At 70.8% G+C, this 13,049-nt stretch carries 10 protein-coding genes; 6 read left to right on the top strand and 4 right to left on the bottom strand.

What is annotated here, in order from left to right:
* Positions 1–142: 142 nt before the first annotated feature.
* The 3 genes from ACIBAF_RS41850 to ACIBAF_RS41860 form a co-directional block, all read right to left on the bottom strand.
* Positions 143–937, bottom strand: a complete 795-nt coding sequence (locus tag ACIBAF_RS41850; RefSeq protein ID WP_399470765.1) for a hypothetical protein — start codon at positions 935–937, stop codon at positions 143–145.
* 841 nt (positions 938–1,778) lie between these two features.
* A complete protein-coding gene (locus ACIBAF_RS41855; protein WP_399470767.1) occupies positions 1,779–3,281 on the bottom strand; it encodes a recombinase family protein in 1,503 nt (500 codons plus the stop codon).
* A gap of 170 nt (positions 3,282–3,451) precedes the next feature.
* On the bottom strand, positions 3,452–3,649 hold the full coding sequence (locus tag ACIBAF_RS41860; protein ID WP_079661282.1) for a hypothetical protein: 198 nt from the start codon (positions 3,647–3,649) through the stop codon (positions 3,452–3,454).
* A 249-nt stretch (positions 3,650–3,898) separates the two neighbouring features.
* Between ACIBAF_RS41860 and ACIBAF_RS41865 the strand changes: the two genes are divergently transcribed.
* From ACIBAF_RS41865 to ACIBAF_RS41880, 4 genes are all read left to right on the top strand, one after another.
* A complete protein-coding gene (locus ACIBAF_RS41865) occupies positions 3,899–4,465 on the top strand; it encodes a MarR family winged helix-turn-helix transcriptional regulator (protein ID WP_399470769.1) in 567 nt (188 codons plus the stop codon).
* 13 nt (positions 4,466–4,478) lie between these two features.
* Positions 4,479–7,040, top strand: coding sequence for an MFS transporter (locus ACIBAF_RS41870; RefSeq protein ID WP_399470771.1), 2,562 nt, complete (start codon positions 4,479–4,481; stop codon positions 7,038–7,040).
* A 79-nt stretch (positions 7,041–7,119) separates the two neighbouring features.
* On the top strand, positions 7,120–7,941 hold the full coding sequence (locus ACIBAF_RS41875; RefSeq protein ID WP_399470773.1) for a YceI family protein: 822 nt from the start codon (positions 7,120–7,122) through the stop codon (positions 7,939–7,941).
* Between the two features lie 78 nt (positions 7,942–8,019).
* Positions 8,020–8,490 carry a PPOX class F420-dependent oxidoreductase gene (locus tag ACIBAF_RS41880; protein ID WP_399470775.1) on the top strand — a complete coding sequence of 157 codons (471 nt, stop codon included), beginning with the start codon at positions 8,020–8,022 and terminating at the stop codon, positions 8,488–8,490.
* A 53-nt stretch (positions 8,491–8,543) separates the two neighbouring features.
* Here the strand turns inward: ACIBAF_RS41880 and ACIBAF_RS41885 are convergent, their stop codons facing one another.
* A complete protein-coding gene (locus tag ACIBAF_RS41885) occupies positions 8,544–9,308 on the bottom strand; it encodes a TetR/AcrR family transcriptional regulator (RefSeq protein WP_399470777.1) in 765 nt (254 codons plus the stop codon).
* 155 nt (positions 9,309–9,463) lie between these two features.
* Between ACIBAF_RS41885 and ACIBAF_RS41890 the strand changes: the two genes are divergently transcribed.
* Both ACIBAF_RS41890 and helR read left to right on the top strand, forming a co-directional pair.
* On the top strand, positions 9,464–10,717 hold the full coding sequence (locus ACIBAF_RS41890; protein WP_399470779.1) for a glycosyltransferase: 1,254 nt from the start codon (positions 9,464–9,466) through the stop codon (positions 10,715–10,717).
* A gap of 75 nt (positions 10,718–10,792) precedes the next feature.
* A complete protein-coding gene (gene helR, locus ACIBAF_RS41895) occupies positions 10,793–12,979 on the top strand; it encodes an RNA polymerase recycling motor ATPase HelR (RefSeq protein ID WP_399470781.1) in 2,187 nt (728 codons plus the stop codon).
* Positions 12,980–13,049 lie beyond the last annotated feature (70 nt).

Here is a 13,049-nt window from a genome sequence, read left to right on the forward strand (position 1 = left end):
TTGACCCCGGACGCTGCCCGCCTGAAGCCGCACACGCAGCGGTAGCGGGCCGACGGCTCCCGCACCCAGCGCGCCGCCTGCACGTCGTACGCGCCGAACTCCACGTGAAGCCCCGGTAGCTCGGTAGGCGGCCAGGTGCCCATCACGTGCCTCCGTGGACGCGGTGGCGGTGAGGCCGCTCGCATCGGCAGGTGCCTGTGCCGCAGCCGTCGTCTTCGAAGGCGTGCTCGCCGCCCGCCATGGCGACGCTTTGCCGGGCGGCGGCTTGTCGCCTGTCGGAGGCGCTGCGCTCCTCAGCGATCAACCGAGTGAGGTCACCCTGAGCTTCCATCCGCTTCAGGTAGGCGGCGAGGTTCCGGATGCTTCCGCTGGCTTCGATCTTGGCGAGGATCTTCGTCGTCTCGTCCTCGGTGGCCCCCAGATCCCGTAGCAGCCGTTCCGCACGCGCGCGCGGAGAAGATGAGGTCTGAGGGGATGAGGAGAAGGGGGTAGCGGGGGCTACCCCAGAAGGAGCCGGGGCTACCCCTGAGTGAGCCGGGGCTACCCCTTCAGGGTCGCGAGGGGTAGCGGGGGCTCCCCCTTGATGGGGTAGCGGGGGCTCCTCCTTGCTAGGGGTAGCTGGGGCTACCCCTTCGACCTCGGGCACCCGGAAGGTCATACGACGGCCGGGTACGGCGTACAGGATCCGACCGTCCTTGCCCTTCTTGTCGATGGGTACGCGGAACTCCCACCCGGCCGCAGCGAGCCGCTTCAGCGCGTTCCGTACGACGGTGGTGTCCTTCGCCGCAGTCCACCGGCGCAGGTCCTCCAAGGGCGCGTAGCTCAGGCGTGTCGCGTCGTTGGCGTCGTCCGCGATCTCCAAGGCGACCGCCCGCTGAAGGCCTGAGATCTCCGGCCCGAGTGCTTCCCGGAGCGTGCGGCGCAGTTCGTAGCCCATCACCACCCGCCCCTACGGTCGGGTCCACACACGGGCACGGCCGCATACTCGGCGCGTACCGTGTTGGTGATGAGGTCGCGGACTGCGACGCCGGGGGCCGCCTGTCGGGGGCGGCCCTCTCGGCTGTTCAGGATCATGCCGCCTCACCTCCGCCCTGCTCGGCTGCGGCTACAGGAGGCAGGAGGTCGCGAAGGCGGCCGATCTGGTCGGCAGTCAGTGGCGGAGCGGCCTCGACTACCTGACGGATGTGCTCTGCAAGACGCATCGCGCGAAGGTCACGGCGCAGTTCAGGCAGCCGAGGGTCATCTGCCCCGTGCCACCGTTCGAGGATCGCGATCTTCCCCGCGAGCCGCCGATACGGCTCCGGTTCAACAGCCTTTATTTCACGGGGAGTCGTTTTCGCCATGAGGGCATGTCTCCGGGGGTCTGCCCGGTGAGGCTGACCCAACATGCCCTCGGCTTAGTCCGGGTGTCCGAGGTGCGTCCCGGGCGGCACCGCCGCTCCTCACGGCATCCGCATTCAGGTACTGATCGGAAGTCTATTCGACCGGCAGCCGTATAACTGCCTGGTGAGCATCATTCACCTGCGCCCACATGCTGGCGATGCGCGCATGCCGAGCCTCGACGGGCGCCGCCCCGCACTTGCAACGCCACGTGTACGTGTACACGTACCCGTATCCGTCGCCGTCCGCCTCTGTGTGAGGACGCCTGTAGTCGTCCTGGTCGACGTTGGGCCGTGGCGTCACGCAGAGGCCATCCGACGTCCAATCCGGGTTTCCCAGCGGCATCGTGACGTCGGCGAGATTCCGCCCGCAGCTCAGGTGATAGAGACGCAGCGTCTTCATCCCCTCCACCACTCAATGCGGTCCATAGCGTCCACCTTCCGGCCGCTGCCGATCTGGTGCACGCGCACTTCCCCCAGCACGGACGGTGTGAGCAGGAGTCGGGCGATCGAGCGACGGGAACTGATCGGTGCCGCCTCCCACCTTCGCCACACGTTCACGCCGGGCTGGATCAGGTCACTCAGCGCGGCGGGCAAGGTCAGGTTGCGTACCTCCTCTTCGAGCCGATCAATGTCCGCCTCAAGGCGTTCGAGGCCGCGGGCGATCATCCGCGCTTCAGCGAGTGAGGCAGGCTCCGCGGCCTCCATCACGTCCTTCTCCGCTCGCATCGCAGCTACTTCGGCACGGAGTCTGGCGGCCTTTTCGGAGTCGCCGGGGCTCGCGGCAAAGTCGCGATACACCTTGTCGCTCGCGAGGTAGGCGAGCATGGCACCGATGACGACCTCGTCTGTCTCGGCCTTGTCGATCTTGACGCAGGATCGAAGCGCGCATTGGTAGCGAGGTTTCCCGACGGCCTCCGGGGTGATCGCCTTGAGGATGTCGCCGCAGACACCGCACTTGATGATGCGGGAGATCTCGTGTTTCGCCTTGCCGTTGCGGATGATGGCGCGGCCGGGCGTCGTCAGGGTGCGCTGTACGACGTAGAAAGTCTCCTCATCGATGAGGCCGTCCCAGGTCCCTTCCGTCACCTGGTCCTGGTGTACTCGCTTCCCGGCATACGCCGCCCGAAGTGCCATGCTCCGGATGTGCGGGCCGGTGTACGGGGTACCGCTCTCGTTGAGGATCCCGCGTCGCTTGAAGTCCTCCGAGATGGCCAGGAGTGAATGCCCCTTGCGCAGGCGGACGAAGACCTCGCGCGGAATGTCGCACTTCGCGATCTGCCCGCTCGGCTGCTTCGAGTCGGGTACGAGTGTCTCGTCGGGCGACCACGTGACCAGCTTGCCGGTCTTCGCGTCGTACTCCCCCCGGAAACCGAACGGTGGGCGTCCGTGCGGCCGGCCCTTGGCGGCCTCTGCCGCAGCAGTGCGGCGCGTCCGGGCGGATGTCTTGAGAGCTTCCTGCTCGCTGTCGATGGCGGCCGACTGAAGCACCTTGCGGTCAGCAGGGCGGGCCGGGTTGTACAGGCGGTCATCGACTGTGACGAAGACCTGGACGCCCTTGTCTTCCAGCAGCTCAATGAGGATGGCCCACTCGGAGACTCGACGGGAGCCGCGCGAGTTCTCCCACAGCACCAGGACGTCCGCACCGAAGTCGCTCTCCCGTCCGGTCGGTCCGCTGCGCAGATCGGCGAGCAGCTGCTCGAAGTCGGCACGGCGCTTCGTGGCGAACTTCGAAGCGGACCTGTCGTTGTCCCCGTCGTACGGCTGGGCGAGCTCGATGTCGTGCTCGGCAGTAGCCGCGACGTTGTCGTCGTGCTGCTCCGTGACCGAACGGCGCTGCTTGGAGCGGTCGTCGGACACACGTAGGTACTCGCGCCCCAAGAGGGCGTGCGTCAGCGTCATGGCACAACAATGCCCAGGATCGGGACCCTTGACAAGGCGCGTGCGTCGACGCGTGGCGGGTCCCGCTGGGGATGCGCATCGAGACACGGGACGTGTCGGTGCGGTGGGAGTGAGAAGAGGTCGCGGGGCGCGGTGACGCCGCGGCGCCACCCGGCGTCACCGTGCGGTCGTTACTTCAGCGCCAGCCAGGCGACCGCGGCGACGATCACGACGGCGGCGATGACGCCGACGATCAGGCCGATGCGGGAGCCGGTCGGCGCGGGAGCCGGCTGGGCGGCCCGGGGGGCGCCCTCGTCGACGAACGCGCGGAACATCTGGGTGCTGCCGGCGGGGTCGTGGTTGCCCTGGGGGCCCTGGGTGTTAGCCATGGGCCGAGACACTAGCGAAAACGGGCGGGGCGGCCCAAGTGGGGGTCACCACACGAGCCCTGAAGGGGCCCCGACAACCCGGTGCCTCGACCGGCGACCGAGACACCCCCGCCCACTCCCCCATCTGCACATTTACCCTCGCAATACTTGCCTTTGCCAACTTTTTGCCGCCCTCACGCCGCTTTTATTTGCCTGTAGCAACCAACCGCTCCTATGGTTGCCCCAAGCAACAAAAACAGGAGGTGTGAGATGGCCGGGCAGGCGCAGTACGAGGAGTTGGCGCGTCAGCTCAGTGCCGTCGGGGCCGTGAAGCGGGACCTCGGGCGGATCCTGCCGCCCGACTGCTCCGCCGGCTCGGCCGCCGTACTGACGCTGCTGGGCCGGCACGGCGACATGCGCATGAGCAATCTCTCCGAGCTGCTCGCCGTCGACATGTCCGTGACCAGCCGGCACGCCGCGCATCTCGCCGACCGCGGATGGATCGAACGCTCCCCCGACCCGGCGGACAAACGCTCCCGCATCCTGCGCCTCACCCCCGAGGGGCACGCGATGCTCGCCGAGCTGTCCCGTCGGAGCGCCGACCTGCTGGCGCAGCGGCTGGGCGACTGGACCGACGCCGAGGTCGGCCAGCTCGTCGGACTGCTGACCCGGCTGCGCGCCAGCTTCGGCGACTGCCGGACGGTCCCGCACCGGCCGCAGCCCCCGCCCGCGCCCCCTCCGCCCGCACCCCCGCCTCCCGTTTCCGCCCCCGGTTCCGCCCCCGTCCCCGTGGGCGAACGGACACAGACCACCCGTACACCCGCTCAAGCAACGTAAGAGAAGGAAGCCCATGGCAACGACCACACCAGCCGGTGTGCGGGCTCACGCGAAGCACGGCGGAGGGTCCCACGGCTCTGCCGCGGACGCTCCGATGACGCACCGGCAGATCATGGAGGCGCTCTCCGGGCTGCTGCTCGGCATGTTCGTCGCGATCCTCTCCTCCACGATCGTCTCGAACGCCCTCCCGGAGATCATCGGCGACCTCGGCGGCGGCCAGTCCGCCTACACCTGGGTCGTGACCGCCACCCTGCTGGCGATGACGGCGACCACCCCCCTGTGGGGCAAGCTCGCCGACCTCTACAACAAGAAGGCGCTCGTCCAGATAGCGCTCGTCATCTATGTGCTGGGGTCGGCCGCGGCCGGGCTCTCGCAGAACTCCGGCATGCTGATCGCCTGCCGGGTCGTCCAGGGCGTCGGCGTGGGCGGGCTCTCCGCCCTCGCGCAGATCGTGATGGCCGCGATGATCTCCCCGCGTGAGCGCGGGCGCTACTCCGGTTACCTCGGCGCGACCTTCGCCGTCGCCACCGTCGGCGGTCCGCTGCTCGGCGGTGTCATCACCGACACGAGCTGGCTCGGCTGGCGCTGGTGCTTCTACGTCGGCGTGCCCTTCGCCGTCATCGCGCTGATCGTGCTGCAGAAGACCCTGCACCTGCCGGTCGTGAAGCGGGACGTCAAGGTCGACTGGGCCGGCGCGTTCTTCATCTCGGCCGCGGTCTCGCTGCTGCTGGTCTGGGTCACCTTCGCCGGTGACAAGTACGACTGGCTGTCCTGGCAGACGTACACGATGGTCGCCGGGTCCGTGGCCCTCGCGCTGGTCTTCGTGCTCGTCGAGTCGAAGGCCAAGGAGCCGATCATCCCGCTGCGGCTGTTCCGCAACCGCACCATCACCCTCTCCTCCATCGCCTCCATGTTCGTCGGCGTCGCGATGTTCTCCGGCACGGTGTTCTTCGCCCAGTACTTCCAGCTGGCCCGGGACAAGTCCCCGACCATGTCGGGCGTCATGACGATCCCGATGATCGGCGGTCTGTTCGTCTCCTCCACCGTCTCCGGGCAGTTCATCACCCGTACCGGCAAGTGGAAGGCCTGGCTGGTCAGCGGTGGTGTGCTCATCACGGCCGGCCTCGGACTGCTGGGCACGATCCGCTACGACACGGACTACTGGAAGACCGCGATCTTCATGGCGCTGCTGGGTCTCGGCGTCGGCATGATGATGCAGAACCTGGTGCTGTCCACGCAGAACCAGGTGGACCCGAGCGACCTCGGCTCGGCCAGCTCGACCGTGACCTTCTTCCGGTCCCTCGGCGGTGCGATGGGCGTCTCGGCGCTGGGCGCCGTCATGGCCAACCGCATCACCGACTACGCCAAGGACGGCATCGCCGACCTCGGCCCCAAGTACGCCTCCCTCGCGTCCGGTTCGAGCTCCGACTCCATTCCGGACATGGACAAGCTGCCCGCGCCGCTGCGCACGGTCATGGAGAGCGCGTACGGCCACGGCATCGCGGACGTCTTCCTGATCGCCTCCGGCCTGGCCCTGCTGGCCTTCCTGATCACCCTGTTCATCAAGGAGGTCCCGCTGAGGACCAAGGGCGCGCTGGCGCAGGCCGCTGCCGAGGACGCCCCGGCCGACAGCACGCAGGCCCCGGTCGCCGCAACGGAGGCTCCGGCCGCCGTCGAGGCTCCGGTGACGGTGGAGGAGAAGGTCCCGAGCTGGGCCGTCGCCGCCTCCACCACCGAGGCCGGCGGCGCCGAGGCCACGCAGCGGCTCGCCGCCGTCGCCACCGTCGAGGCCCCCGCCCCGCAGTCGCCCTCGGGCGGCGTCCCGGTGCACGGCTTCGTGCGCGGCGCGGAGAGCGCGCCCGTGCCGCAGGCCGCCGTCACGCTGATCTCGCTCGGCGGACGTCAGCTCGGCCGGTCGGTCTCACAGGCCGACGGCGCCTACGCGCTGGACGCGCCGGGTACGGGCTCGTACGTGCTGATCGCCTCGGCGGACGGCTTCCAGCCGCAGGCCTCGACGGTCGTCGTGAACGGCGAGCCGGTCGCGTACGACATCCTGCTCAGCGGGACCAGCGGGCTCAGCGGTGTCGTGCGCGCCGCCGAGTCGGGCGACGGCGTCAAGGACGCGATGGTGATCGTCACCGATGTGCGGGGCGATCTGCTGGCCACCGCCGCCACCGGTGAGCAGGGCGAGTTCTCCTTCGCGGAGCTGGTGCCGGGGGCCGTGACCGTCGCGGTCAACGCCGTCGGGTTCCGGCCGCGCGCCCTGCCCGTCGAGATCGGCGCGACGGGCGTGACCCGCGCGGAGGTCGTCCTCGACGCGGGCGCCCAGCTCCAGGGCGTCGTCCGGGCGCCGCACGGTCCGCTGGCCGACGCGCGGGTGACGCTCGTGGACGCGGCGGGCAACGTGGTCGGCACCGCCACCACCGGCACGGACGGGGCGTACGCCTTCGCCGACCTCGACGGCGGCGACTACACGGTCATCGCGACCGGCTACCCGCCGGTGGCCACCGCGCTGACCGTCGCGGGCGCCGGCGTCGACGGCCACGACATCGAACTCGCCCACCCCGGCGAGTAGTTCGGATCGCTATAGGCTCCGGCCCGGTGCGGGGGTTCACCCCACGCACCGGGCCGGTTCCAGTTGAGGAGCACATGAGATGGGACTGACCGCGAAGATCCGCACGCGGGACGGGTGGGCCGTGTCGCACGCGGTCGTCACGGTGACCGACATGGCGGGGAGCCAGGTGCTGCGCGCCGAGGCCGACGCGGAAGGAGCCGTACGGGACACGACCGAACTCGCCCCGGGGGCGTACACGGTGATCGTCACGGCCGTCGGGTACGCGCCGATGGCGTCCAGCGCGATCGTGACGGCGAGCAGGCGGGCGGAGGTCGGCATCGTGACCCTGGCCCGGCAGGGCGGCACGGAACTGCCCCCGCCCGGCCCCTGGACCGTCGACCCGGCGCACTCGACCGTCGCCGCGGTCGCCCAGCACCTGGGCATCTCCAGCGTGCGCGGCCGGTTCACGGACTTCACGGCGTCCGTCGAGATCGCTCCGGACGACGTCGCCAAGTCCCGCGTGGAGGCGGTGATCCGGGCGTCGTCCATCGACACCGGCAACGCCATGCGCGACACGCATCTGCGCTCGGCGGACTTCCTGGACGTCGAGACGTACCCGGAGCTCACCTACCGCTCGACCGGTCTGACGCCGGCCGGCCCGGACCGCTGGACCGTCCACGGTGAGCTGACCATGCGCGGGGTGTCCCGTCCGGTGGACCTGGACCTGGCCTACCTCGGCACCGGCTCCGACCCGTGGGGCGGTACCCGCGCGGCCTTCCGGACGACGGCGGAACTGCGGCGCGAGGACTTCGCCATGGACTACAACCAGGTCGTCCAGGCGGGCATCGCGGCCATCGGCACCACCCTGAAGGTCGAACTGGACGTCCAAGCGGTGCAGGGAGAAGCCCTGCCGCAGCAATAGCAGGCCCGGTCGACACCGGCGCAGACGTAGGCACAGCAGGGTCAGCCGAAAGGGGGGCCGCGCGCCTAGGGTGGGCCCATGGCACCGAACATCGCGACGAACACCAAGGTCTCCCTGGACGAGCTGCTGGACTTCGTCCGCCCCCGGCACCGCGCGATCCTGCTCACCCGGCGCGCCGACGGCAGCGCCCAGGCCTCGCCGCTGACCTGCGGGGTCGACGACTCGGGGCGGATCGTCGTCTCGACCTACCCCGAGCGGGCCAAGGTCCGCAACGCCAAGCGGGACGAGCGGGTGAGCGTCCTCGTGCTGAGCGACGACTGGAACGGGCCCTGGGTCCAGATCGACGGCACGGCCGAGGTCGTCGACGCTCCGGACTCCGTGGAGCCGCTCGTGGAGTACTACCGCAACATCGCCGGCGAGCACCCCGACTGGGACGAGTATCGCGAGGCCATGCGCAAGCAGGGCAAGTCGATCATCCGGGTCACGCCCGAGCGGTGGGGACCGGTGGCGACGGGCGGGTTCCCGGCGCGGCTGGTCCAGGAGGACTAGGACGGACGGACCAAGGCAGAACAGGGCAGGCCAGGACAGGTCGCAGGCCCTGGTCAGCCGCGTCTCACCATCGCCTCGATGCCCGCGACCAGCAGGTCCAGGGCGAAGGTGAAGTCGCGGTCCATCATCTCCTCGACCGTGTCGCCGCCGCGGGCCGCCATGAGGCTCTTGGACCGCTCGACGACCTCCGCGGTCTGCGGGGCCTCGGCGCTCGCGCTCAGCGCGTGCCGGAAGTACTCGTCCGGGCTCAGACCGGTGTCCGCGGCGCGCGCGATGAAGTGGCCCTCGATCGTGCCGTAGCCGTACACGAACTGGAAGACGGCCGAGATCGCGCCGGTGATGCCGTGCGCGGGCAGGCCGGTGCGCAGCACGACCTGCTGGACCGTGCTGGAGAAACGCAGGGAGTTCGGGCCGAGGTTGAGGTAGCGGCCGGCGAGCGGGGACAGCCAGGAGTGGCGGACCAGCAGCCCGCGGTACACCGTGGCCAGCGTGCGCAGTTGCTCACGCCAGTCCGCGTCCTCGGCCTGCGGGTCGGGCAGCTCCTCCAGATCGCCGTAGACCCGGTCCAGGGCGAGTTCGAGGAGGTCGTCCTTGGTGTCGACGTACCAGTACACGGACATCGCGGTCACGTTCAGCTCGGCCGCCAGCCGCCGCATGGAGAACCCGGTCAGGCCCTCGGCGTCCAGCAGCCGCACGGTGGTCTCGGTGATCCGGTCCAGGTCGAGCCCGGAGGGCTGCCGCCCGCCCCGCCCCCGCCGACGCGCCTTGCCGTCCAGCCACACGCTGTGCCGGGCGGCATCCTTGGCGGTCTCGGCCATGGCAGGGCACCTCCCGCGAAAAAAGCAAAGGCAAGGAGGTTGCCCACTCCTTGCCACTTTCAACTTATAGCGCACCGGGGGGCTTGCGGCAAGGCCCCCGTCGTGCCGCAGAATCTCCGGCCTGGGCCGCAATCTACGGAAAACGGGGTCGCGAAGTGCGCGTGCTGTTGACGACATGGGGATCGCGTGGGGACGTCGAACCGCTGGCGGGACTGGCGGTGGCGCTGCAGGAGCTCGGCGCGGAGGCACAGGTGTGCGCGCCGCCGGACGAGGAGTTCGCCACGCTGCTGGCGCGGGTCGGCGTGCCGCTGGTGCCGCTCGGCCCGACGGTGAAGTCGGTGGTCGCCGGACCGAAGCCGCCGACGAGGGAGGACGCGTTCCGGCTCGCTCCCGAGCTGGTCGCCGCCCGGTTCGACACCCTCACCGCGGCGGCCGAGGGATGCGACGCGCTGCTGGCGACCGGCCTGATGCCGGCCGGAGCACGGGACGTGGCCGAGAAACTGGGCATCCCCTACGTCCTCGCGTGCTTCCACACCCTGGGACTGCCGTCGCGGCACTTCCCTCCGGGGCAGCGGCCGGGCACGCCGTCCCCGCAGGACGAGACCGACAACCGGGTGCTGTGGGAGCAGGACGCCCAGCGGGTGAACGCGTTGTACGGCGAGGCGCTCAACCGTCATCGGGCGGCGATCGGGCTGCCGCCGGTGGACAACGTCCGCGACCACGTCCTCACCGGCCGGCCATGGCTGGCGGCGGACTCGACGCTGTGGCCGGCGCAGGGCAGGACGGACCTCGACGTCGTGCAGACGGGGGCGTGGATCCTGCCCGACGACCGTCCGCTCCCGGCGGAGCTGGAGGCGTTCCTGGAGGCCGGCGCACCACCGGTGTACGTGGGCTTCGGCAGCATGGCCGCGTACGCCCCGACGGACATCGCCCGGGTGGCCATCGAAACGATCCGTGCGCGGGGCCGCCGCGTGCTCCTCGCCCGCGGCTGGGCGGGTCTGGCCCCGGTCGACGACGGCGACGACTGCTTCGTCGTCGGCGAGGTCAACCAGCAGGCGCTGTTCCCCCGGGTGGCCGCCGTCGTGCACCACGGCGGCGCGGGCACCACGACGACGGCCGCCCGGGCCGGCGCACCCCAGCTGGTGGTCCCCCGGATCGCCGACCAGCCGTACTGGGCGAAGCGGGTGGCCGAGCTGGGCATCGGCGCGGCGCATCTCGATTCGACGCCGACCGTCGAGTCCCTGTCGGCCGCGCTCGAAACGGCCCTGGACCCCGAGACCCGCGCACGCGCGACCGCCATGGCCGCCACGATCCGCACCGACGGGGCGACGGTGGCCGCGAAGCTGCTGCTCGACGCGGCCGGTCGGGACAGCGGAGACGGCCGGGACCGGCCGCCCGCGACCGCGTGAGGTCGGTCACGCCCGTCCGGACGCCCTCTTCCCGCGTGCCATGGTCGTATGCGACCTCTTATCGGAGCTGATCAAGTGAACCCCCTGACCACCAGCGCGTTCGACCTTCCCGACCGTCTTTCCGCCAAGGCCGACCCGGCGCTGATCTCCGACGACGAGCGGCACTTCGCGGCCATCGCGCAGTGCCTCGACGAGGCGATCGCCGAGCTGTCCGACCGCCTCGACACCGAGCGCCGGGCGCCCGGCGGCATGGGCCGGCACGCGATGGACCGGGACACCGAGATCCACCGGCTGACCGGCCGGCTGCGCGCCCTGCGCCGCTTCGGACTGGACCTGTGCCTCGGACACATGGTCGACGCCGACAGCGGCGAGCCCCTGTACGTCGGACGGCTCGGCCTCACCGACAGCGAGGGGCGCCGGCTGCTGGTCGACTGGCGCTCCCCCGCGGCCGAGCCGTTCTTCGGGGCCACCCACGCCAACCCGATGGGGCTGGCCAGCCGCCGCCGGTACCGCTGGACCCGCGGCCGGATCAGCGACTACTGGGACGAGGTCTTCGCCTCGGACGGGTTCGCCGGGCACGCCGCGCTCGACGACCAGTCCGCCTTCATCGCCAGCCTGGGCGCCAACCGGTCGGCGCGGATGCGCGACGTGCTCGGCACCATCCAGGCCGACCAGGACGCCGTCATCCGCGCGGGATCCCGCGGCGCGCTCGTCGTGGACGGCGGTCCGGGCACGGGCAAGACCGTCGTCGCCCTGCACCGCTCCGCCTACCTGCTGTACTCCGACCCGCGCCTCGGGCACCGCCGGGGCGGCGTGCTGTTCGTCGGCCCGAGTCGGCCCTACCTGGGGTACGTCGCCGACGTCCTGCCCAGCCTCGGCGAGGAGGGCGTGCAGACCTGCACTCTGCGGGACCTCGTCGCCGAGGGAGCCACGGCAGCGGTCGAGGCCGACCCGGAGGCAGCCCGCCTGAAGTCGTCCGCGCACCTGGTGAAGGCGATCGAGAAGGCCGTCAGGTTCTACGAGGAACCGCCCGCCGAGGGGATGACGGTCACGACCCACTGGTCCGACGTCCAGCTGACCGCCGGCGACTGGGCCGTGGCCTTCGAAGCGGCGGAACCCGGCACTCCGCACAACGAAGCACGCGAGCAGGTCTGGGCGGAGCTGCTCACGATCATCATGGACAAGCACGAGGCCGGGCCCGACGGCGAGGACGTCCCGCCCGCCCTGCTGCGCAAGTCGCTGCTGCAGAACAGGGAGCTGCTCACCGCCTTCAACCGCGCGTGGCCGCTGCTCGAAGCCGCCGACCTCGTCTCCGACCTGTGGACCGTGCCCGCCTACCTGCGGATGTGCGCACCCTGGCTCGACCGGGACGACGTCCAGCTGCTCCAGCGCCAGGACGCCCAGGCCTGGACGGTGTCCGACCTGCCGCTGCTGGACGCGGCACGGCAGCGGCTCGGCGACCCGGAGACCGCCCGGCAGAAGCGCCGGCACGCGGCGATCCTCGCCGCCCAGCGCGAGCGCATGACCCAGGTCGTCGACAACCTGATCGAGGCCACCGCCAACTCCGGCGCCGACGGTGACGACGGCGAAGGCCTGGTGACGATGTTGCGCGGCGAGGACGCCCAGGTCAGCCTGGTGGACGAGACCGAACTGCCCACGCTCGAGCCGGATCTGCTCGTCGGCCCGTTCGCGCACGTCGTCGTCGACGAGGCCCAGGAACTCACCGACGCGGAGTGGCAGATGCTGCTGCTGCGGTGCCCGTCCCGGAGCTTCACCATCGTCGGGGACCGCGCCCAGGCCCGGCACGGGTTCACGGAGTCGTGGCGGGAACGGCTGGAGCGGCTCGGCTTCGACCGGATCGAGCTGGCCTCCCTGAGCATCAACTACCGGACGCCCGAGGAGATCATGACGGAGGCCGAGCCGGTCATCCGGGCCGCGCTCCCGGACGCCAACGTGCCGACGTCCGTGCGCAGCAGCGGCGTCCCCGTCGTCCACGGATCCGTCGCGGAACTGGGTTCGGTCCTCGACGCGTGGCTCGCCGCGCACGACGACGGGATCGTCTGCGTCATCGGCGATCCGTCCTTCCGGCCGACGTCGTCGCGGGTCCGGTCGCTGACCCCGGAACTGTCCAAGGGGCTCGAGTTCGACCTGGTCGTCCTCGTCGACCCGGAGGGGTTCGGCGAGGGCATCGAAGGGGCGGTGGACCGCTATGTCGCGATGACCCGGGCGACCCAGCAGCTCGTCGTCCTCACCAGCTCCTGAGCACGCCGGGGCATTGAAGAAGGGCGGTGGCACCGAGCCACCGCCCTTCCCTTCTCTTCCCTCGACCGAT

This window comes from Streptomyces sp. NPDC051677, assembly GCF_044453465.1.
GTDB lineage: Bacteria > Actinomycetota > Actinomycetes > Streptomycetales > Streptomycetaceae > Streptomyces.